The organism is Roseburia sp. AF20-18LB, from assembly GCF_003461185.1.
In the GTDB taxonomy this organism is placed as follows: Bacteria; Bacillota; Clostridia; order Lachnospirales; family Lachnospiraceae; genus Roseburia_C; species Roseburia_C amylophila.
Genome location: NZ_QTWP01000001.1, coordinates 274,242 through 297,375 on the forward strand (window position 1 = coordinate 274,242; position 23,134 = coordinate 297,375).

Annotated in this window: 19 protein-coding genes and 1 tRNA gene; 1 reads left to right on the top strand and 19 read right to left on the bottom strand. The window is 41.5% G+C overall.

The annotated features are described in order from the left end of the window. Positions 1 to 163 precede the first annotated feature (163 nt). From DWX65_RS01385 to galE, 15 genes are all read right to left on the bottom strand, one after another. Positions 164 to 2,257, bottom strand: coding sequence for a polyribonucleotide nucleotidyltransferase (locus DWX65_RS01385; protein WP_117697175.1), 2,094 nt, complete (start codon positions 2,255 to 2,257; stop codon positions 164 to 166). Between the two features lie 293 nt (positions 2,258 to 2,550). After that, positions 2,551 to 2,817, bottom strand: a complete 267-nt coding sequence (gene rpsO / locus DWX65_RS01390; RefSeq protein WP_022242572.1) for a 30S ribosomal protein S15 — start codon at positions 2,815 to 2,817, stop codon at positions 2,551 to 2,553. 144 nt (positions 2,818 to 2,961) lie between these two features. After that, on the bottom strand, positions 2,962 to 4,080 hold the full coding sequence (locus DWX65_RS01395) for a C40 family peptidase (protein ID WP_117697173.1): 1,119 nt from the start codon (positions 4,078 to 4,080) through the stop codon (positions 2,962 to 2,964). A 174-nt stretch (positions 4,081 to 4,254) separates the two neighbouring features. After that, the gene (locus tag DWX65_RS01400) at positions 4,255 to 5,178 is read right to left on the bottom strand and encodes a bifunctional riboflavin kinase/FAD synthetase (RefSeq protein ID WP_022242574.1); all 924 of its coding nucleotides are present in this window, start codon (positions 5,176 to 5,178) and stop codon (positions 4,255 to 4,257) included. A 32-nt stretch (positions 5,179 to 5,210) separates the two neighbouring features. Then, positions 5,211 to 6,143, bottom strand: coding sequence for a tRNA pseudouridine(55) synthase TruB (truB, locus tag DWX65_RS01405; protein ID WP_118172624.1), 933 nt, complete (start codon positions 6,141 to 6,143; stop codon positions 5,211 to 5,213). Between the two features lie 12 nt (positions 6,144 to 6,155). Then, positions 6,156 to 7,106 (bottom strand): DHH family phosphoesterase, encoded by a 951-nt coding sequence (locus DWX65_RS01410; RefSeq protein ID WP_118172625.1) that lies wholly within the window; start codon positions 7,104 to 7,106, stop codon positions 6,156 to 6,158. Positions 7,107 to 7,141: 35 nt separating this feature from the next. Then, positions 7,142 to 7,504: a 30S ribosome-binding factor RbfA gene (rbfA, locus tag DWX65_RS01415; protein ID WP_022242577.1), complete on the bottom strand. Its 363-nt coding sequence runs from the start codon at positions 7,502 to 7,504 to the stop codon at positions 7,142 to 7,144. A 23-nt stretch (positions 7,505 to 7,527) separates the two neighbouring features. After that, positions 7,528 to 10,449: a translation initiation factor IF-2 gene (infB, locus tag DWX65_RS01420; protein ID WP_118172626.1), complete on the bottom strand. Its 2,922-nt coding sequence runs from the start codon at positions 10,447 to 10,449 to the stop codon at positions 7,528 to 7,530. Between the two features lie 15 nt (positions 10,450 to 10,464). Next, positions 10,465 to 10,782, bottom strand: coding sequence for a L7Ae/L30e/S12e/Gadd45 family ribosomal protein (locus DWX65_RS01425; RefSeq protein ID WP_022242579.1), 318 nt, complete (start codon positions 10,780 to 10,782; stop codon positions 10,465 to 10,467). After that, the gene (gene rnpM, locus DWX65_RS01430; protein WP_022242580.1) at positions 10,769 to 11,047 is read right to left on the bottom strand and encodes an RNase P modulator RnpM; all 279 of its coding nucleotides are present in this window, start codon (positions 11,045 to 11,047) and stop codon (positions 10,769 to 10,771) included. The genes DWX65_RS01425 and rnpM overlap by 14 nt, the downstream gene beginning before the upstream one ends. Then, a complete protein-coding gene (nusA, locus tag DWX65_RS01435) occupies positions 11,034 to 12,194 on the bottom strand; it encodes a transcription termination factor NusA (RefSeq protein ID WP_117697162.1) in 1,161 nt (386 codons plus the stop codon). The genes rnpM and nusA overlap by 14 nt, the downstream gene beginning before the upstream one ends. Positions 12,195 to 12,245: 51 nt before the next feature. Beyond that, positions 12,246 to 12,713 carry a ribosome maturation factor RimP gene (gene rimP, locus DWX65_RS01440; RefSeq protein ID WP_022242582.1) on the bottom strand — a complete coding sequence of 156 codons (468 nt, stop codon included), beginning with the start codon at positions 12,711 to 12,713 and terminating at the stop codon, positions 12,246 to 12,248. A gap of 144 nt (positions 12,714 to 12,857) precedes the next feature. Beyond that, the gene (gene pulA / locus DWX65_RS01445; protein WP_118172627.1) at positions 12,858 to 15,575 is read right to left on the bottom strand and encodes a type I pullulanase; all 2,718 of its coding nucleotides are present in this window, start codon (positions 15,573 to 15,575) and stop codon (positions 12,858 to 12,860) included. A 318-nt stretch (positions 15,576 to 15,893) separates the two neighbouring features. After that, positions 15,894 to 15,965 (bottom strand) — tRNA-Glu (locus DWX65_RS01450). Positions 15,966 to 16,049: 84 nt separating this feature from the next. Next, positions 16,050 to 17,066: a UDP-glucose 4-epimerase GalE gene (galE, locus tag DWX65_RS01455; RefSeq protein ID WP_022242586.1), complete on the bottom strand. Its 1,017-nt coding sequence runs from the start codon at positions 17,064 to 17,066 to the stop codon at positions 16,050 to 16,052. Positions 17,067 to 17,250: 184 nt separating this feature from the next. Between galE and DWX65_RS01460 the strand changes: the two genes are divergently transcribed. Next, on the top strand, positions 17,251 to 18,093 hold the full coding sequence (locus tag DWX65_RS01460) for an AraC family transcriptional regulator (RefSeq protein WP_117697160.1): 843 nt from the start codon (positions 17,251 to 17,253) through the stop codon (positions 18,091 to 18,093). On the opposite strand, the gene spoIVA is transcribed toward DWX65_RS01460, so the two are convergent. From spoIVA to DWX65_RS01480, 4 genes are read right to left on the bottom strand one after another with little or no spacing between them, the layout of a single operon-like run. Continuing rightward, positions 18,073 to 19,560 carry a stage IV sporulation protein A gene (gene spoIVA, locus DWX65_RS01465; RefSeq protein WP_118172628.1) on the bottom strand — a complete coding sequence of 496 codons (1,488 nt, stop codon included), beginning with the start codon at positions 19,558 to 19,560 and terminating at the stop codon, positions 18,073 to 18,075. The genes DWX65_RS01460 and spoIVA overlap by 21 nt on opposite strands. Positions 19,561 to 19,612: 52 nt before the next feature. Next, entirely contained in the window at positions 19,613 to 20,542 is a 930-nt protein-coding gene (locus DWX65_RS01470) for a diacylglycerol/lipid kinase family protein (RefSeq protein ID WP_118172629.1), read from the bottom strand. Position 20,543: 1 nt separating this feature from the next. Then, positions 20,544 to 22,061: a 4-alpha-glucanotransferase gene (malQ, locus tag DWX65_RS01475; protein WP_117840994.1), complete on the bottom strand. Its 1,518-nt coding sequence runs from the start codon at positions 22,059 to 22,061 to the stop codon at positions 20,544 to 20,546. A gap of 25 nt (positions 22,062 to 22,086) precedes the next feature. Next, entirely contained in the window at positions 22,087 to 23,097 is a 1,011-nt protein-coding gene (locus DWX65_RS01480; protein WP_117697153.1) for a LacI family DNA-binding transcriptional regulator, read from the bottom strand. Between the last annotated feature and the right edge of the window lie 37 nt (positions 23,098 to 23,134).

Consider the following 23,134-nt stretch of genomic DNA (forward strand, 5'->3'; position numbering starts at 1 on the left):
GAAAAAAAGTTTACCCAGCAAACTCGGCTCTTTTTTTCTGCCAGACTTTTTTCTTCGCTACTTACGTAAAAAGGCGTATACCCTTGTGGATTTTCATCCGCAAAAGCATACGCCTTATTTTATTTATGTGAGTATTGAAAAATCACATGCCACGAATCTGCAATTAGTTCTGAGCAGGAACATCCTTGATGGAGAAGCTGATTCTTCCCATTCTGTCTTTGCCCATGCAGATACAGGTTACTGTATCACCAAGAGTCAGAACATCTTCTACATGTTCGATTCTCTCTTTTGCAATCTTGGAAATGTGAACCATTCCCTCTTTACCCGGTGCAAATTCGATGAATGCACCAAATTCTTTGATGCTTACTACTTTACCAGTGAAAATCTGACCTTCTTCGAAATCAGTTGTAATGATACGGATCATGTCAGCAGCTTTCTCAAGCATTGCTTTATCGGTACCACAGATGCTTACTGCACCTTCATCATTGATGTCAATCTTAACACCAGTGCGGTCGATAATCTCGTTGATTGTCTTACCCTTCTGACCTACTACATCACCAATCTTAGCCGGGTCAATCTGAACCTGAAGAATCTTTGGAGCATACTGTCCAACTTCTTTTCTTGGCTCAGCAATTGCTTTGGACATAACTTCGTCCATGATATAAAGTCTTGCTTCCCTGGTTCTTCTGATTGCTTCTTCTACGATAGGTCTTGTTAATCCGTGAATCTTAATATCCATCTGGATTGCAGTAATACCGTCATGTGTACCGGTTACCTTGAAGTCCATATCTCCGAAGAAGTCCTCAAGTCCCTGAATATCGGTTAATACGATGTAATCATCATCTGTCTCACCAGTTACCAGACCACAGGAAATACCTGCAACCATTTTCTTAATCGGAACACCTGCAGCCATAAGTGCCATACAGGATGCACAGGTAGATGCCATAGAGGTAGAACCATTAGATTCAAAGGTCTCGGATACGGCACGGATTGCATATGGGAATTCTTCTTCAGAAGGAAGAACCGGAACCAATGCTTTCTCAGCCAGTGCTCCATGTCCGATTTCACGACGTCCCGGTCCTCTGGAAGGTTTTGTTTCTCCAACAGAGTAGGATGGGAAATTGTAATGGTGCATATATCTCTTGGTGGTAATATTCTCATCTAATCCATCGATTTTCTGAACTTCAGATAATGGAGCTAATGTTACAACATCACAGATCTGAGTCTGTCCACGGGTAAACATAGCAGAACCATGTACTCTAGGAATAATATCAACCTCAGATGCCAGCGGACGAATCTGGTTGATTGCTCTTCCATCCGGACGTTTGTGGTCTTTTAAAATCATCTTACGAACGGTCTTCTTCTGATACTGATATACAGCCTCACCAACTAATGGAAGCCACTCTTCGTTATCTGCAAATGCCTCTTCCATTTTCTCTGTTACTTTACGGATATTTTCTTCTCTGGTCTGTTTGTCGTCAGAGAATACTGCTACTTCCATCTCATCCGGTGTAACAATCTCACGCATAGCTGCAAACATTTCCTCTGGAACTGCACAGCTTGTATATTCATGTTTTGGTTTACCAACTTCGTTTACCAGTTTCATAATGAAATCATTAATGGTCTGGTTGATGTCGTGTGCCATGTAAATTGCTTCAATCATTTTATCTTCCGGAATCTCATTTGCTCCGGCTTCAATCATGATTACTTTCTCTCTGGTAGAAGCAACCGTCAACTGTAAATCACCATTGTCCCAAACTTCCTGGGATGGGTTGATTACAAATTCACCATCTTTCATTCCGACCTGTGTCATAGCACATGGTCCGTCAAATGGGATGTCCGAAATACAGGTTGCAATCGCAGAACCAAGCATTGCTACGATTTCCGGACGGCATTCCGGGTCAACGCTCATAACGAGGTTGTTTAATGTTACATCATTACGATAATCCTTTGGGAATAACGGACGCATAGGTCTGTCAATTACACGGGAAGTAAGGATTGCATTCTCAGATGCTTTTCCTTCTCTCTTATTAAATCCACCTGGGATTTTTCCTACTGCATAAGATTTCTCTTCGAACTCTACGCTAAGAGGGAAAAAGTCGATTCCGTCTCTTGGCTTTTCAGATGCTGTTGCAGTAGATAATACAGTGGTATCACCGTAGTGCATGAATGCACATCCATTTGCCTGTTTACCCACACGGTTAATATCAACCGTAAGAGTTCTTCCGGCAAGTTCCATTGAATAACTCTGGTACATATCATTTCTCCTTTTTTGTATGCAGGATATTCCTGCTTATTATGGCAGAAGTTCCGAAATGGTGCTGTTTGCAGCCATCCGGAGGTGTATCGACCGAAACTACTGATTAACACAATCTGTAATTGCACTAATCAGTGGTCTCGGAATCGTCCTTCTGCCGTTCTTACATTGTCATCCATAAGACTCTGTACTTGCAGTTCCTTACGGATATCCGGCAACCTGTGGAAGCCTAGCAACCGAAAAATAGAGCGGACAACTCCGCTCTATTCTATACGGTTTCCTTTTACAAGAAATTACTTTCTTAAACCTAAACGTTCGATTAAAGAACGATATCTTTCAATATCAACTTTCTTTAAGTAAGCCAGTAAACGACGTCTCTGACCAACCATCTTTAAAAGTCCTCTTCTGGAATGATGATCCTTCTGATTTACTTTTAAGTGCTCATTCAGCTCATTGATTCTGGCTGTTAAAAGTGCAACCTGTACCTCTGGTGAACCTGTGTCTGTAGCAGTTTTACCATATTCTGCGATGATTGCTTCTTTTCTTTCTTTTGATAACATTTACGTTTCCTCCTTATATTTTCTTATCGCCTGATAATCAGTAAAAGGTCGGAGTGTCCATCTACCGAATATCGGCTAAATCATACCTAACAAATATAACATACTACTTATTATTTGTAAACAAAATTCTGTTAGTTTCCTTATCTAGTTTCCTAATACACGGACAACACATACTGGTGAACGATAATATGCATTGGAAATCTTGATTCCGGTAGAAGGTGAACTTGCATGAACAATCTGACCATTTCCGATATAGATTGCCACATGGTTGATGCCCTTACCGCTACCATAGAAGAACAAATCTCCCGGCTGTGCTTCGGATGCACTGATTCTGGTTCCGCATCCTGCCTGTGCTCTGGATGAGTGTGGCAGATATACGCCATAATTTGCATATACGGATAATACGAATCCGGAACAGTCCGCTCCTCTGGTAAGGCTGGTTCCGCCCCATACATATGGATTACCGACAAACTGTGTTGCATAAGCCACCAGTGATACTCTTGTATCTGAAACACCCTGACCATATTTTAATTCTGTCATGGTCTGTGCCTTTGGCAGCTGCTGTGAAATCTCTACATAGTCGGTACTTGCATATCCTACATCACCATCTAAGTCTACTTCCACCCAGCCATCATACTGATTTAAAACCTCTAATTCTTCTCCTTCCGGCATCAATGCCAGTTTGGTACAATCGGTATTCATCTCAGCACGTACATTTAAAGTCTGTGTTGTAACGGTTGCAATGGTCTTCATTACTTCCTGGGCTTTTGCTACAGCTGCCTCTCCGGTAATGATATATTCTGCTTTTACATATCCGGTTACCTGACCAGATTCAATTTTAAGCCACTCGCCATCGTCCTCTAATATTTCACATCCGGCATCGTTCTGCATCTTTCCTACGATATCAGAATTGGTATCCGGCTGTTCCCTTACATTTAAACTGCTGTCAACCTGTGCAATACCAAGATTGGTATATCCACAGATTGTTGTATCTGCTGGTACCGCTGTATCGGTTGCTGCTGTATCTGCAGGTACCGTTGTATCGGTTGCTGCAGCATCCTCAGACTGTCCTTCCATCGTTGTAACAGTATTGGTTGCTGAAACAACAATATCTGTATTATAATAGGAATCCATTGTAGCAAATATTCCTGCATTTAAGCCGGAACCTGCTGATGTCTGTGCAGCTGCGCCACCCTCAAGCGCCACTGTAAGTCCACAGGTAAGAATAAATGCTGTTGTCTTCCACTTTCTATTGTTCTTCATAAAAATATGCCTCCTGACATTGTAACGATGCAAAATGCACCCTGCATTTCCGCATCTGTTCGAATCAATATGCTTCTCCATATTTTAAGATTATAGCAACGTGATTTCATAATGTCAACATAAATATGTAACAATTATGTAACAATTGTTCGAAATTTTACGAAATTCATATATTTAATGCTGCTGTACATAAAATCTGCCATAGGCAATATCCTGTTCGAGCTGTTGCTTTAAAGCCTCTAAGGATTCAAACTTCATCTCGCTGCGCTCTCTGCTCCGGAAGCAGACACGCACTTTCTTTCCATAGAGATTCTCATTAAAATCAAAAATATTGGTTTCCACTGCCACCGGATTAACCCCTTCGATAGTCGGCTTACATCCAACATCTGCGATTCCATGATACGTCTTATCCCCTACTACAACATCACAAACATAGACACCAAACGGCGGAAGCAGTTTGTTTTCCGGCGGTATGATATTTATGGTCGGGATTCCAAGTACCTTCGCGCCCATTTCTCTGCCATGTATTACAACACCTTCCACAAAATAATCATAGCCAAGAAGGTATTTTACTTTTTCCATATTGCCCTTTTCTACTTCTTCCCGGATAAAGGTACTGCTGATATCCCGATTCTCATACTGAACCTTATCTATTACCTTAAGTTCATAATGCAGCTTCTTCGCATATATTTCCAGCAGATGGTAATCTCCGCGGCGGTTATGTCCGAAATGAAAATCTGTTCCAACCACAATGCCACGGATTTTCATGGAAGAAGCCAGCATTTCAATAAATGCTTCCGGTTCCATGGTCATGACTTCTTTGGTAAAAGGATATTCAATCAGATAATCAATGCCCTGCTCTTCACAGATTGCAACCTTCTCTTCATTCGTCGTAAGCACCTTCTGGACTTCATTTATCCTGCCCGGTCTCGGCGGAATGGCAAAGGTAAATAGTACCGTTGCACAGCCTTTATTCTTCTGCTCCATCATATGTTCTAATAAAGTCTCATGTCCTCTGTGCAGACCGTCAAATTTGCCAAGGGAAAGCACGCATTCTTCTTCAATATGAAATTCTGTTGTTCCATGTATATACTTCATTTTTTATACCTGCTTAAATGTCTTTTTCCTTCTCATTGCTGTGTAAAGAAAAGTTTTACCGGCTTAAACAGCCTGTCCGCTGTACGGTATTCATATATTCCAACAAAATGATTTGCATTGTCATACACTCTGACTTTTTTGCAGTCATCTTCTTTATAAAAAGAAGCAAGCGTATGCTCTATCGTCTCTGCCTCTGCTATCACGGGCAGCGGCAGCTTATTTCCATTATATAAAAGTGCCGTACTATCTTTGCGGCTGTGAATCTGTGGCAGATTTTTAAATACGGTATCAATGGGATATAAAATCTCTTCTATCTTACCACTTTTCATTATTGTCTCAATTTCCTGCAGTGTTTTTGCATCTTCTATTTGAAAATCTGAAACGCTTGTCCGTACCAGGTACTCCATACAGGCTCCACAACCTAATTTTTCTCCGATGTCATGGCACAATGTCCGGATATAAGTTCCTTTGGAACAGTGCACCCGCATGGTCACTCGCGGCAAGTCGATTGATAAAATTGCAATATCTAATATCTGAACCTTCCTTGCCTTGCGTTCTACTTCCACACCTTCTCTTGCTAAGTCACATAATTTCTTTCCATTGACCTTCAGTGCAGAATACATCGGCGGAATCTGTGCATATTCTCCTACAAAACTTTCAATACACTGCTTTACTTCTTCTATGGAAAGATTTACCTCGGATTCCTTTAATATGGTTCCTGTCATATCCTGGGTATCCGTTTCTTTTCCCAAAAGCATGACTGCCTCGTATACCTTGTCCTTATCAGTTAAAAGGTCACAGACTCTGGTTGCTTTTCCTATACATACAGGAAGTACGCCCTCCGCATCCGGATCAAGCGTACCTGTATGTCCAATCTTTTTCATTTTTAAAATTCCACGCAGCTTTGCAACTACGTCAAAGGACGTAAATCCTTTTTCTTTTCTTACATTAATAATTCCGTCCATACGTTATCCTGTCTATTTCAAAAGCTGTTTTTCAACGTCCTTTACGATTCCATCAAGAATCTCTTTGGCATTGCCTTCTATGGTTGCTCCGGCTGCCCGTATATGACCGCCTCCACCATAGGACATCATAATAACTGCCACATCTACCTTACCACTGGAACGCATGCTTGCTTTAAAGCTTCCATCCTCATTTTCGTAAAGAAAGATTGCAGCTTCCACATCTTTGGTAGCACGAAGCTGCTGTACGATTCCTTCTAAATGTTTCGGAAGAACCTGGTATTTTTCCATTTCTTCTTTGGTTACGATAGATGCAATGCATTTTCCATCTAAAAAGAGCTGGCTGTCCACCAATGCCTGACCCAAAATCCGGTTCTGCTCGTAAGTTTTCTCATAATAAGTCTTATCCACGATACGGCTGAAATCAATTCCCATTTCCATCAGCCTGCCGGCAATGTTCATGGTCTTTGCGGAAGTACAGGAATACTGGAACACACCGGTATCATGCACAATTCCCACATAAATACATTCTGCAATTTCCTTTGTAATCTTCTCTTCATCTATGAGTTCATATACAAGCTCACAGGTTGAACTTGCCTCCGGGAAAATGTAGTTTGCATCTGCAAAGCTCTGATTGCTGATATGATGGTCAACACAGAAGGTGCGTTTTGCTGCATGAAAATATTTCACTGCATTTCCCAGTCGTTTCTCATCACCGCAGTCCAATGCAATAAATAAATCGTATGGCTCTTTTTCTATATAAGAGCTGTCAATTTTATCTGCATTTGCAAGGAATTTGAAAATGTTTGGAATCGGTTCCAGATGGAGTTCCACTTCCATTTCCGGATGATATTTTCTGATATAGTTATATACTGCTAACGTGGAACCTACACAGTCTCCGTCAGGTTTTACATGACCGGCTATTGCTACACGCTTCACATCATAAAGCTGTTCCTCTAATTTCATTGGCAACACCTGCTCTCTTTCTCTTCGGATGAGGCTTAGGACTCTTCCTGTCCAATCACCTCATCAATTTTCTTTGACATGTTTACACCATACTCAATGGACTGATCCAGGATAAACCGAATCTCCGGAGTATTTCTTAAATTGATACTTTTTGCGAGGGCATGACGAATATACCCTTCTGCACTATTAAGACCTTTGATTGTATTATTCTGAGCTTCTTCGTCTCCGAATACACTGATATACGCCTTACAGGTTTTTAAATCCGGTGCCACTTCTACGGCAACCACGCTGGTCATCGGCGCAATACGCGGGTCTTTTACTTCACTCCGGATAATGTTGGAGAGTTCTCTTTGAACTTCTCCATTTATCCGCATATTTTTCATACTATTTTTTTGCATAATTTTCCTGTCCTTCTATCAGATTATCTGGCAACCTCTACCATCTTATATGCCTCTACCTGATCCAGTTCTGCAATATCATTAAATCCTTCGAATACAAGACCACACTCATATCCGGCTTTTACTTCCTTCACATCGTCCTTGAAACGTTTCAGGGAAGCAAGATTTCCTTCAAATATCTGTGTTCCCTCACGGGTAATACGGACTTTACATCCACGCTCAAAGTTACCATCCAATACATAAGAACCTGCAATGTTACCAACACCGGATGCTTTGAAAATCTGACGAACTTCTGCATGGCCGATTACTTTTTCTTCGTATACAGGATCTAACATTCCCTTCATAGCAGCTTCTACGTCTTCAATTGCGTTATAGATAACTTTATACAGACGGATATCTACACCTTCATTTTCAGCAGTAACCTTTGCTGTAGGGTCCGGTCTTACGTTAAATCCAATGATGATTGCGTTAGATGCAGATGCTAAAGTAACATCAGATTCGTTGATTGCACCAACACCACCATGGATAATCTTAACCACAACTTCGTCGTTGGAAAGTTTTACAAGACTCTGTTTTACGGCTTCTACAGAACCCTGGACGTCTGCTTTAACGATGATATCCAGCTCTTTTACATCTCCGGACTGAATCTGTGAGAACAGATCATCTAAAGACATTCTGGAACGGGTCTCCTCTAACAGTTTTGCCTTTCCTTCGGAAATATATGTCTCTGCAAAGTTTCTTGCATCTTTTTCACTGTCACATGCTACGAATGTTTCTCCTGCATCCGGTACACTGGAAAGTCCTAAAATCTCTACCGGCATGGATGGTCCGGCTTCTTTTACTCTTCTTCCTTTATCGTCAATCATGGCACGCACTTTACCATATGCACTACCACAGGCAATCGGCTCACCAACTGTAAGGGTTCCCTTCTGTACTAAAACAGTTGCTACCGCTCCTCTTCCTTTATCCAGCTGTGCCTCAATGATAACACCACGGGCTTTACGTTTTGGATTTGCCTTTAATTCGCTGACTTCTGCTGTTAATAATAACATTTCCAATAACTGGTCAATACCTTCGTGGGTATGAGCAGATACCGGTACAAAGATGGTGCTTCCACCCCAGTCTTCCGGAATCAGTTCATATTCGGATAACTCCTGTTTTACTCGGTCGATATTGGCATTTGGCTTATCAATCTTATTGATTGCTACTACGATTTCAATTCCGGCTGCTTTAGCATGGTTAATTGCTTCTACAGTCTGTGGCATGACACCATCATCTGCTGCAACTACAAGAATTGCGATGTCGGTAGATTTTGCTCCACGCAGACGCATTGCGGTAAATGCTTCATGTCCCGGTGTATCTAAGAAGGTAATCTTCTGTCCGTTGATACTTACCACATATGCTCCGATATGCTGTGTGATACCACCAGCCTCACGGTCTGTTACATGTGTATTACGGATTGCATCCAGAAGGGATGTTTTACCATGGTCAACGTGACCCATTACACAGACAACAGGTGGTCTTGGAACTAAATCTTCTTCTCTTTCTTCATCCTCTTTTAAAAGCTCTGCAATTACGTCTACCTTTTCTTCCGGCTCTGCAATACAGTTAAATTCCAGTGCAATTTCTTCTGCACTGTCATAGTCGATTTCCTGATTTACGGTAACCATCTGTCCCTTCATAAAGAGCTTCTTGATGATTTCAGAAGCCTGAACCTTCATCTTATCTGCCAGTTCCTTAATCGTCATACGCTCCGGCAGGGATACGCTGCGGATGGTATCTTCTTCCTTTGGTTTCGGCTGTGCAGGACGTTTCTTCTTACCGCCGTTTTTCTCAAGATTTACATATCTTTCCTGTTTCTTGCTTCCTAACTTATCGTGCTCCTGCACCTGTTTCTTACGGGTATTGTCACGGTCACGGTTCTCACGGCTTTCTTTTCTTAAATCGTCCGGTCCTGCCTGGATTGCTTCTTTATTGAAACGGTTTAATTCCTGATCGAATCTTCCACCATTTCTTCCGCCTCTTCCATTTCTGTCGCCTTGTGGACGGTTATTATTGTATGGTCTGTCTCCCTGTGGGCGGTTATTGTTGTACGGTCTGTCTCCCTGCGGGCGGTTGTTATTGTACGGTCTGTCTCCCTGCGGGCGGTTGTTATTATACGGTCTGTCTCCCTGCTGACGGTTATTATATGGTCTGTCCCCCTGCGGGCGGTTATTGTTGTACGGTCTGTCTCCCTGCTGACGGTTATTATACGGTCTGTCTCCCTGTGGGCGGTTGTTATTATACGGTCTGTCTCCCTGTGGACGGTTATTGTTGTATGGTCTGTCTCCCTGCTGACGGTTATTGTTAAAGTTTCTTGTCTCCGTCTTCTTCTCTTCTGTTTTCACTACCGGTTTCTCCTGAACAGTTTTTGTTTCCGTAGTCTTTACTTCTGCAGTTTTCGTTTCTGCTGGTTTTACTTCTGCAGCCTTAACTTCTGTTGCCTTTACCTCTGCCGGCTTAACTTCTGCAGCTTTTACTTCTGCAGGCTTTGGTGCTGCCGGTTTTGCAGGCTGAGCTGGTCTTGCAGCCGGTGCCGGTCTTCTTGTTTCTCCGGTCTTGGCATTGGTGTGATAAGCCTGACGTCTGCTTCCCGGATTGGTCTTGCTGTTCTGTGGGTTAAATACAGCAGAAATACTTGCTTTTTTCTTCGGTCGAGCCGGTGCCTCTGTTGATTTTGCCTCGCCTGCAGCTTTTGCTTCGCCTGCCGGCTTTGTCTCTGCTGCTGGCTTTGCTGCCGGTTTTGCTGCTCCTTTTACTTTAGAACGTACCAGTTTCTGTGCATCTTCATCTATACTATTACTGGATGTCTTTACTTCATACTGGGTTCCTTTTAAGGAATCCAAAACATCCTGCGGCTTTATATTTAATTCTTTTGCGAGTTCATATACTCTGAGTTTTGACATATATAACTACCTCCGTTATTCAGTTGTTAACAGTTTCAATTGCTTTATGACGGCTTTGGCAAGACCTTCGTTGGTAACTGCCAATGATGCCCGAAATTCTTTTCCAATATGATGTCCGAGACTCTCCTTATCAGCATAAGCATAAAATGGCACTTCATAAAAGCTGCACATATCACGGAAATGTTTCTTCGTATTATCTGAAGCATCTCCTGCGACAATGACCAGATGAGCCTTTCCTTCTTTTACCGCTTTCTCTGTTGAAAATTCTCCGCTTGCAACATTTCCTGCCTTGGCAGAAAGTCCAAGCATGGATAACACCTTATCTTGTTTCAATATTCTGCATCTCCTTTTGCAACTCCTCATATATTTCTTCCGGAATCGCCATTTTCAAAGATCTTTCCAAGCCCTTTGTCTTTTTTGCTGCCAAAAAGCAATCCATATTCGGACAGATATATGCGCCTCTTCCATTCTTCCTTCCAGTGGAGTCCACTACAAGTTCATCTTCCGGCGTATGAATAATCCGAATCAGTTCTTTCTTGCTTTTCATTTCCTGGCATCCTACACATTTCCGCATAGGAATCTTCTTATTCGTTGCCATCTATGAACTCACCATCTCCTGCGTTTTCTTCTTCATAACCTTCCTCATAACCCTCTTCATACTCCTCATCATAGTCCTCGTAATCATTTTCATAATCCATGAATTCACCGGACTCTCTTGCCTGTGTCTCACTCTTGATATCAATCTTGAATCCGGTCAGTCTTGCAGCAAGTCTTGCATTCTGTCCTTCTTTACCGATAGCAAGGGATAACTGATAATCCGGAACAACAACCTTTGCGCTCTTCTCTTCGCCATCTGCGATTACGGAAATAACTTTTGCTGGGCTTAATGCGTTCTCGATTAACATAGCAGGATTCTCATTCCAGTTAATGATATCAATTTTCTCACCGCGTAATTCACTTACGATAGCATTTACCCTGGCTCCGTTCATACCTACACATGCTCCTACCGGATCTACATCAGGGTCATTGGAGTAAACAGCAATCTTTGTTCTGCTTCCTGCTTCACGGGCAATACTCTTAATCTCTACAATACCATCCTTTACTTCAGTAACTTCTGCTTCAAACAGACGTTTTACTAATTCCGGATGTGTTCTTGAAACCATAATCTTTGGTCCCTTTGGTGTAGATTTTACTTCCAGAATATATACCTTGATACGTTCGGTCGGTTTGAATACTTCACCCTTTACCTGCTCATTTTCAGTAAGAATGGCATCTGCTTTACCAAGATTAATGGAAATATTTTTTCCAACATATCTCTGTACAATTCCGGTTACAACGTCTTTTTCCATGCTATAATATTCGCTGTAAATTGCTTTTCTTTCTTCCTCACGAATCTTCTGTAAAATTACGTTCTTTGCATTCTGTGTTGCAATACGTCCAAATTCTTTGGATTTAACTTCTACATTTACCACATCACCAAGATTGTACTCAGAATCAATCATGCGTGCATTTGCAAGGCTGATTTCTGTTACATCATCTTCTACTTTTTCCACTACGGTCTTCTCAGCAAGCACATGGAACTCGCATGTTTCCGGGTCAATATTTACTTTAATATTATCTGCCTTTCCAAAATGGTTTTTGCATGCAGTCAGCAGAGAATTCTCAATTGCCTCAAGTAAAGTCTCTTTGCTGATATTTTTTTCCTGCTCCAGTATTGTCAATGCTTCCAACAACTCGTTATTCATTTCTTTATCCTCCTATATACTTATTTTCTAAGTTGTATGCTATGTTAATGATTAAAAATCGATGGCAAGACGGATTAATGCAATATCCTTCTTATCAAATACCTTCTGTCCATAAGATTCGTCTTCAATTGTTACGGTATTCTCATCATATGCACTTAAGACTCCACAAAATTCCTTTTCATGATCTATGGCACGATACAGACGTATCTCCACTTCTTTTCCCATAGAACGGACATAGTCCTTTTCTTTCTTCAACGGTCTGCCAAGTCCCGGCGAACTCACTTCAAAAATATAAGAGTCTTCCACATAATCTTCCCGATCCAGAATCTCATTCATTTCCCGTGCTACCATTTCACAGTCATTGACGGTAATTCCGCCTTCCTTATCAATGTAAGCCCGTAAGTACCAGTCGGAACCTTCCTTGACATATTCCACATCTACCAGTTCAAAATGATACTTATCAACGATTGGCTGAATGAAGCTTTCTGTCTTCTGTTCATAAATTTCTTTTCTGGACATGTAACCACCTTTCCATCTGCTTAAATTTTGTTCTAAACATGAATTGAGAGTGGACGCAACGCCCACTCTCAAAGCCTAAATCATCATGTACTGTATTATTATAGCACTATTTTCTTAAATTGCAAGATTTTATTTCCAAATTATCTACTTTCTGCCGGCTTTTCCTGCCTTTTTCTGTGACCAGACAGAACATGCTCCAATCACTACGGCAACCAGAATTGTAAATACATATGCCATCCATGCTGGTAATGTTCCTGCAGATACTACTGCTGTGCTGCCGTTTCCATCACCTTTTACTAAAATCAATGCAGAAACCGGAGCTACTTCTGCTGTTCCAGAAATTGTTTCAATCGTATCTGTTCCTGCTAAGGTATCATTAATGCATACATTCCAGTTTCCTTCCGGAAGAGTTATTTCTTTTTTCTCATTATTGGCATTGAAGATCACATACATTCCATCTGCTGTCTCTCCGTCAACATCACCGGTAATTGCAAACGCTACTACATTATCATCTAAATCTTCTACCGGAGTTACATGTGCTTTTACATCCTCTGCATTGTCAAGGCGAAGCACCGGATGTGCCTTACGGAATGCAATCAGTCCTTTATAATACTGGTAAACATTCTGATACTGTTCATCTTCCAGATTGCTCCATTTTAAGCTGTTTACTGAATCTGGTGAGGCATAGCTGTTTTCATCTAGACCACCATCTGCTTTCACTTTGCTTCTTAAGAATTCTTCTCCTGCCTGCATAAACGGAACACCCTCTGCCGTCATATAAATGGCTGCTGCAAGATTGTTCATGCGGATTCGCTCCTCCACGGAAGCTTCCGGAGTAGAACGGATAATACGATCCATCAGGGAAAGATTATCGTGACAGGATGCGTAGTTAACGGACTGGGAAGGTGTAGTACACCATTCCGGTGATAATCCCATAAAGCATTTCTGCAAGGTCTTCTCTTTGCCATTTGCTCCGGATACAAAACCCTTTTCTGTCGTTGAAAATGTATTTCCTTTTAACAAATCTCTTAAAGTATCACTGAAAAAAGCCATTTCCGGTACTTCTGTGGAATTGGTCTGTGTTGTCATGGAATATCCTTCTTTGGTAAGGCTTGTCTGCATCGACCATCCTTCTCCGTAGAAGATAACATCCGGGTGGTCTTTGTGCACTTCCTCGATTACCTCGTTCATGGTTTCCGTATCCAAAAGTCCTACCAGGTCAAAACGGAAGCCATCAATATGATATTCATCTGCCCAGTATTTCACAGAGTCCACAATATATTTCTTCACCATGGAACGCTCGGATGCTGTGTCATTTCCACAGCCGGAACCATTAGAATAAGTCCCATTATCATTTACTCTTGAGAAATACTCCGGCACAATTACGTTAAAACAGAATTCTCCTGCATTGTATACATGATTGTAAACCACGTCCATAACGACACTGATATCATTATCATGTAACGTCTTTACCATTTCTTTAGCTTCTTTCACCCGGACTTCTCCATGATATGGATCCGTGGAATAAGAGCCTTCCGGTACGTTGTAGTTGACCGGATCATATCCCCAGTTAAACTGTGGTGTATCCAGCTTTGTTTCATCTACGGAACCATAATCATAAAACGGAAGTAAATGTAAATGTGTGATTCCCAAATCCTTGATATGGTCAAGTCCGGTCGGAACACCATTTTCAGTTGTGGTTCCGGTCTCTGTCAGTCCTAAATATTTTCCAACGTTTTCAATTCCGGAACTGGAATCTGAAGATACGTCACGGATATGCATTTCATAAATAACAGCATCATTAATACCCTCTCCGGCATGTGGGTTACCGTCACTGTCCCACCCTTCCGGATTGGTGGATTCCAAATCAATTATCATGGCACGTTTTCCGTTGACACCTGTGGTTCTTGCATATGGGTCATTGGCTTCTTTTTCCTCACCATTAATGGTAACGGTATAAGTATAATAGGTACCATTTAAATCTCCATCCTTTGATGCCACCCAGGTTCCGTTTATATCTGCAGTCATTGGAATGGATTCGATTAAATCATCGGTTCCTTCTATTCCTGATTCATAGAGATTTACAGAAACAGCCTGTGCGGTTGGTGCCCAGAGACGGAACGCGGTGCTGTCTTTTGTCCAGGTTGCACCAAGGTCATCTCCGTCATAAGTATATTCTTCTTCAAATTCTTTGGTGGAATATACGCTCGGCATCACTACTTTATATTCAGTTCCTTCGTATGTAATCTGGTAGCTCTTATAAGCATCTAATGGTTCTTCCACAACTACCTGATATACGAAATCATCATCTTGTGTTACTTCTTTGATAGTAACCGCCACACCATCGGCACTCTTAATGGAAAATGCCTGCATCAGATCCCCTTCAATTGCTCCGGTCATCTGAACGGTTACTGCGCTTTCCCCATCATATTTGGCTCCGGATAATTTAGTTCCGGTTACAGCATCATCACCATATTCTTTGGTATATCCTTTCACACCGGACTCCACATAAATATCCACAGTGCCGGATACCATCTCAGAAATATCAATGAACTGGTCTTCATCAACATCCTTGGTCCAGTCTGCTGTACGCACAATAAATCCCACAGAGGTTGTACCCGGTGTTACTTCCATGGTTGCCACATGGTCACCATCTTCCTCTGCCAGTTCATAAGCTGCACCATCCGCACCTTCTCCCCACATCCAGACATCCCATCCATCGTAATTGTCGTCTGCTCTGTGGTAATGCAGCTTAATCAAAAGTTCGTCAGCCTTTACCATTGCCGCATCTGAGACTACTGAAAAAACAGTCATCATGATAAGCAGCAATGCCATCCCCAATGCTTTTCCTCTTCTCTTCATGTCACCCTCCATCATACATTTGTTAGATTTGCTTATTTTTTCCTTGTTTATTACCGGAAACATAGTAAATTATAACATAATATATGCTGATTTGGAAGAGATATTTTCGTAAATTTTAGTTAATTATTGCAATTCGAATTTTTACGCAAAATAGTATAAACACACTTTGCGAGTTTCTCGAGTTATCGCAGTGCTTGCCAAATATGCATGCAAGCATGCGATTTTTCTCGCTACTCGCGTAAATAAAAAATGCTGTAAAACCATTATCTGGCTTTCAGCATCTTCTATGGGTTGGGCTATTAAATTATTAATAGTGAGCAGTTCATAGGGGAATCGAACCCCTGTTTCCGCCGTGAGAGGGCGGCGTCTTAACCGCTTGACCAATGAACCGGACAAGTGATACTATAACACGACGCCCTCTAAATTGCAAGCACTTTTTTTAATTTTTTTGCAATTTTTTTCTTCAGCTTCTTTCTAGTCCTCATATCCATTCGGATTATTCTTCTGCCATCTCCAGGAATCGGCACACATTTCACGAATGCCAAACTCTGCTTTCCAGCCAAGCTCCCGCTCTGCCTTTGAAGGGTCGCAATAACAGGTCGCAATGTCGCCGGCACGACGTGGCTTAATGGAATAAGGAATCTTTACGCCTGTTGCTTCTTCAAAATTCTTTACAATATCAAGTACACTATAACCATGTCCGGTACCAAGATTGTAAATACTTAAGCCGGCATTTTCCTCAATCTTCTTTAATGCCTTTACATGTCCCTTTGCCAGGTCTACTACATGAATGTAGTCTCTTACCCCGGTTCCGTCCGGTGTATCATAATCATTTCCAAATACGCCAAGCTCTTTTAACTTTCCAACTGCCACCTGGGTAATATATGGCATCAGATTGTTCGGAATTCCATTCGGGTTTTCTCCCATAGTTCCGCTCTGATGTGCTCCGATTGGGTTAAAATATCTTAATAAGATAACATTCCATTCCGGATCAGCTTTCTGCATATCCATAAGAATCTGCTCTAACATGGATTTCGTCCAGCCATATGGATTGGTACACTGTCCCTTCGGGCATTCCTCTGTGATTGGAATCTGTGCCGGATCACCATATACGGTCGCGGAGGAAGAAAAGATAATATTCTTGCAGCCGTGCTGGCGCATCACATCTACTAATGTCAATGTTCCTGCAATGTTGTTATTATAATATTCCCATGGCTTTACCACAGATTCTCCAACTGCTTTTAATCCTGCAAAATGAATGCAGCAGTCAATCTTCTCTTTTTCCATGATTTCATTTAAGATATCACGGTCTAATATATCTCCACGGTAAAATGTAACTTCTTTTCCAGTAAGCGCTTTTACACGCTCTAATGATTTTTCGCTGGCATTGGATAAATTATCCAGCACTACTACGTCATAGCCTGCCTGCTGTAATTCCACGCAGGTATGACTTCCGATATAACCTGCTCCACCTGTAACTAAAATAGACATATTCTCCACTCCTTTGTACTAAAATATGTATTTTCGTGTTCCTTACAAATAAGAGTATACCTTATATTCCTGTATTTGAACAGTATCTATTGTATAAACAATATGTATTTTTGTTGCATCTGCAAAGGACAGCCTCTATAATATATCTATAATCTATCTGCAAATTCCAGAAGGGAGGCATACGATGGACCCAAAATATAAGAATTCTTATAAAGTAAATAAAAAAGAACTGGTTTCCCTTTCCGTCTATAATGTCGGTTTCCAGAAATGTGAACCTCTTTACCAGTGGGGACCGGGAATCCGTGACCATTATCTGATTCATCACATTCTATCCGGCAAAGGATATTATTCTGTTGGTGGTAAAGTTTATGCCCTTTCCACCGGAGATACCTTCCTTGTCTACCCTCAGACCGAAATCACCTATTATGCAGACGAAAAAGACCCGTGGGAATATGCCTGGGTAGGCTTTAATGGCAGTGACGCTGCCATTATTTTGAATGCCACAGATTTTTCCAGGGATTTTCCACTGATTCACCAGACGCCGCTTTCCGAATCCATCCGGGAACACCTTCTCGGTATCTATGAAGCCCGCGGAAATGATTTCATGGATTCTGTAGAAATGACCGGACGACTCTATCAGACGCTGGCTCTTTTTATGAAACATGCCAGCAATAATGAACAGTATAACAGTTCCAGCAACTATGTCCAGAAAGGAATTGCCTATATTTCCGCCAACTATTCCTATCCGATCCGCGTAGATGATATTGCTGATTATGTAGGCGTAAGCCGGAGCCATCTGTACCGCTCTTTTGAAACCATACTGGGTCAGTCTCCGAAAAATTATCTGACCCAGTTTCGTTTAAAACAGGCATGCTATCTCTTAGAACACTCCAGCCTATCCATTACTGCTGTAGCTAATTCCGTAGGCTTTGACAATGGGCTGCATTTTTCCAAGACGTTCCACAAGCTGAAAGGAATATCGCCCCGGGATTACCGGCTTGCATCCTTAAATAATAATACAGACTAATCCGCCATTATTATCATTTACAACCTTCTGCATGGTATCCTGCAGCTTCATCTGGCTTTCATCATCCATCATGCCAATCTTGCTGCGGATACCGTCTTCCATCAGTTCTCCAATGGATTTTCCAAAAATGCTGGTTCCCCAGACTCCCTCTTCTGTGCTCTGTCCCTCTTTGATATAATGAATCAGGTCGTTTGCCTGCTCTTCACTTCCTACAATCGGTGCAATCTCCGTTTCAATATTTGCCCGGATCATATGAACAGACGGTGCTACTGCCTTAATTTTTACGCCGAATTTATTACCATGTTTAATCAGCACCGGATCATCCATTTTAATATCTGAAAGCTTCGGACTCACCACTCCATATCCTTTCATTTCTACCGATTGTACCGCATCCGCTACTTTCTCATATTCCTTACGTTTCTCAGAAAGCTCCTTTATCATGGAAATAAGCTGGTATTCCCCGGTCACTTCTGTTCCAGTCAGTTCACTGATATTTTCATAATAATACTGATCTGCAATATCCAGCCGGATATCTGCTGTGCCATTTTCCAGATTCACCGCCTGCATCATCATATTGGAAATATAATCTCCCTCCGGAGCCATCTTGTAATCCATCAAATCTTTTATCAGTGTTACTTCCGACAGCATTTTCCCAGCATTTGCAACCACATTTTCTTTGATTGGATGACTCATTTCCAACATTTCTACCCATTTCGGAAGAAAGAAATTCATCTTCACAACCGGGAATTCATAGAGGATACCCTTCAGTACTGCATAGACATCTTCTTTTCGAAGCTGCTCACAATTCAGTGGAAATACACTGACTTCATATTTTTCTTCTAATTCTTTTGCCAGTTGTGCCGTTTCCTCGCTGTATGGTTTTACGGAATTCAGTACCATAACAAAGGGTTTTCCGATTCTCTGCAGCTCTTTTATGGTTTCTTCCTCACCTTTCACATAATTCTCCCGCGGGATATCTGTGAAACTGCCATCTGCAGTTACTACAATTCCAATGGTTGCATGGTCATTAATAACCTTTCTGGTCCCGACCTCTGCTGCCTTTGTAAAAGGAATTTCCTCTTCAAACCAAGGCGTCTTTACCATTCGCTCCACGCCATTTTCCAGATGTCCGGTGGCACCCTCTACCATATAACCCACACAGTCAATCAGCCTCACTTTTACTTCGGTATCTTCGCCAAGCCGGATTTTTGCAGCATCTTTTGGAATAAACTTCGGCTCTGTTGTCATAATGGTTTTCCCCTGGGCCGCCTGTGGCATTTCATCCACCGCACGCTGGCGGCTGTTTTCATCCTCCATAAACGGAAGTACCATCAGCTCCATGAAACGTTTGATAAAAGATGACTTTCCGGTCCGCACAGCTCCAATCACACCTATGTAAATTTCCCCATTTGTCCTTGCACTGATATCTTTATACATATCATAAGTGCCTGTATTAAAATTTTCCATATAAATTCCTCCTGCCTATACTGTTATATGTATATGCAGGAGGAAGTCACCTTTATAACAAAATATTCAGTTTTCCAGAAAGACATCTAAACTCTGCGTGCGTCACATCCCCGCAATATTCTCCGTCAGCATGCAATACCATTGGCTTTTCCAAATCCACGCTGAATTTTCTGCAATTATGGATATCAAAGCACTTAAATCCTGTATGTTTTCCCTTTACCAGAAATGGCAGCAGAAAAAAGGTACGCCACCTTGCCACTCCATAGCCACAGCAGACCGAAAATTCTCCGTCCATAGCCACTGCATCCGGAGCCATCGCTACTCCGCCGCCTTCACAATACTGATTCATTCCAGCAATAAAAATCATCCGGGAAATCGGCTCTTCCACTTCATCATCAAATACTATCTTCGCCTCTGCTGTCGGCATGGTAAACAAGGATTTTATCGTAAGACAGACGTAGGTTAATGAACCAAGTCCCAGTTTATTTAATGCTTTCTTTAATCCGGAATGTAGTGCCTGTTTACATACATCCGCATCCAGTCCAAGACCGGAACTAATTGCAAAAATCTTCTGTTCCTTCTGTCCTTCTTCCACCCAGCTGACACAGCCCAAGTCAATCGGCGTTGTCTCTTCCGCCTGAAGTATCCGCTCTAAATTTTCTGTAGGTGTTCCATTGATTTTCATACCTCTTGCGAAATCATTCCCGGAGCCGGTCGGTATGTATCCAAACCGGATTTTTTCAAAATCATGCATCCCGTTCAGTACTTCATTTAACGTACCATCACCACCGACCACAATAAGATACACTTTTTCTCTATCAATATCACATACACGGTCTGCAAGCTTCTTCGCATGGCCCTCATACTCTGTAAAATGTGCTTTATACCTTATTTCATGCTCCAGAAGGTAATTCTGCAGTTCCTCCCAGACCCGTTTGGACCTGCCGCCTCCCGAGGTATTGTTTACTATAAAATGATACATTTTATTCTGCTGTTTCTAAAGCTTCCAGCTCTTCTTTTGTTTTTCTCTTTCTACAGTAGATTTCCATATTTTTGCAGACTTTCTTTGCAAGTGCCGAAGTAATCTGTCCATCTACTGCACGCCATTTCCAGTTCATGCCAAGTGTAGATGGTGTATTCATACGTCCTTCACTGCCAATTCCAAGAATATCCTGCATCGGAACAATAGCCATATCACCAACACAGCCCCATACTGCTTTCATGGTGCCCCAGTTATATCCTTCTTCTTTGTTTAATCTTAAATATTCTTTGGCATATTTAACGCTTTCCTTTGGAGCCGTCTTGAACCATCCCATAATGGTATCATTATCATGAGTTCCAGTATAAACAACACAATTCTTTTGATATGTATGTGGAAGGTAATCACTCTCTTCTCTGCTGTCAAAAGCAAACTGGATTAACTTCATTCCAGGGAAACCGGTATCCTTTAACAACTGTTTTACGGACGGTGTTAAATAACCCAGATCTTCTACAATAATATTTAATCTGCCAAGTTTCTTTTCCAGAGCATTGAACAGGTCCATACCAGGACCTTCTCTCCACTCTCCATTTCTTGCTGTCTTATCCTTTGCAGGAATTGCGTAATATGAATCAAAACCTCTGAAGTGGTCAATACGAACAACATCATACAATTCAGACATTGCTTTGATACGTTTTGTCCACCAGGTATAACCATCCTTCTTCATAGCATCCCAACGGAATAACGGGTTACCCCATAACTGTCCATCATCGGAGAATGCATCTGGAGGACATCCGGATACATCAATCGGATCCAGGTTCTCATCTAAATAGAACTGTCCCGGATTTGCCCATACATCTGCGCTGTCACCAGCAACATAAATAGGTACATCACCGATAATCTGAATGCCTTTTTCATTAGCATATGCTTTCAGCTCTGTCCACTGTTTGAAGAACAGATACTGCAGCATTTTCCAGAATTCAACATCATCTGCAAATTCTTCTTTCGCATTTTCAATTGCTGATGGTTTGCGGAGTTTTAAATCTTTCTTCCATTCAAACCATGCAACCCCGCCATTTGCATCCTTCAATGCCATAAACAGTGCATAGTCCTCTAACCAGTCACTGTTTTTCTCACAAAAGTCCGCAAAATCATCCGGTAATGCTTTTTTAAAGCGCTGATATGCTTTTTTCAATAAAGGAAAACGGTTTTCATAAAGTGTTCCATACTCTACAAATTCCGGATTTTCTCCCCATTCATAGCTTAAACATTCCTTTTTTGTCAGTAACTTATCCTTACAAAGATAATCTAAGTCAATAAAATATGGATTCCCCGCAAAGCTTGAAAATGACTGATACGGAGAATCTCCATAACTGGTTGGGCATATCGGTAATATCTGCCAGTAAGTCTGTCCTGCTTTATCCAAAAAGTCTACAAATTTTCTGGCTTCCTTTCCCATTGTACCAATTCCGTATGGTGACGGAAGTGAAGATATATGCATTAATATCCCACTTGTTCTCATAATTAAATTCCTCCTGCAAACTAGATTATTTTCCTATCTCACGAACACTTTCCCCCAGTGCAAGTTCAAAAGGTATTATCTCATGTACTGCCTTGGTTTTCAAGTCAATTGTACGAAATAGTATTTCAAGACTGCGTTGTGCCATCGTCTGGTACCGCTGTCTTATAGTGGTCAGCTTTGGATTATAGTAATCCGCCATTGGTATTCCGTCAAACCCCACAACGGAAATATCATCCGGTACCAACAGGCCTCTGTCTCGTATCGCACGAATTGCTCCAATTGCCATGACATCACTCATCGCAAATATAGCAGTCACATCCTTTGCCTTCTCCAAAAGTTTTTCCGTAGCCCGATATGCACTTCCAAAGTCAAATCTTGCTTTCACAAAATATTTATCGTAATCAAATATTCTTCCCTTTTCACCAAAGCATTTCTCGCACCCGATATAACGCTGTTCACTGACATAAGAGGAACTTAAATTTCCTCCAATTACCCCAATATGAACATGCCCCTGATTCACCAGATAATTCATGGCACATTTCGCTGCTTCCACATCATCTGTTGCTACACTGGACAGGTTCGGAAAGCCAAGATCTTTTCCTGCTGTAGACACTAATACCGATGGAACTTTTACTTCATGAAACTTTTCCCTGAAAAATGCAGGATTACCTCCGAGGAATAAAATCCCCAGAGGTTTTCTTTCACGACACTGAATAATTGCCTGTTCTACTTCATTTTCTTCTTCATCCAGATATATCATATTCAATGTATAACTGGTCTTATTTACAATCGTCTGAATTTCTTCTGCTATCCCTGAAAAAACCATATTTGACGTACCTTTTACCAGTACGCAGATGGTTTTAGAGGCAATCTGTTTCAAATGTTTGGCATTTCCATTTGGAACAAAATTGTGTTCTGCAACAATCCGCCGAATCTTCTTTTCTGCTTCCGGACTCACATCATCCCTGTTATTCAGAACCCTCGACACAGTACTTACTGAATATCCGGATTCTTTTGCAATATCTTTTATTGTCATGTTTTGTCCTGCCTTTACACTATATCTATAGCGAAAT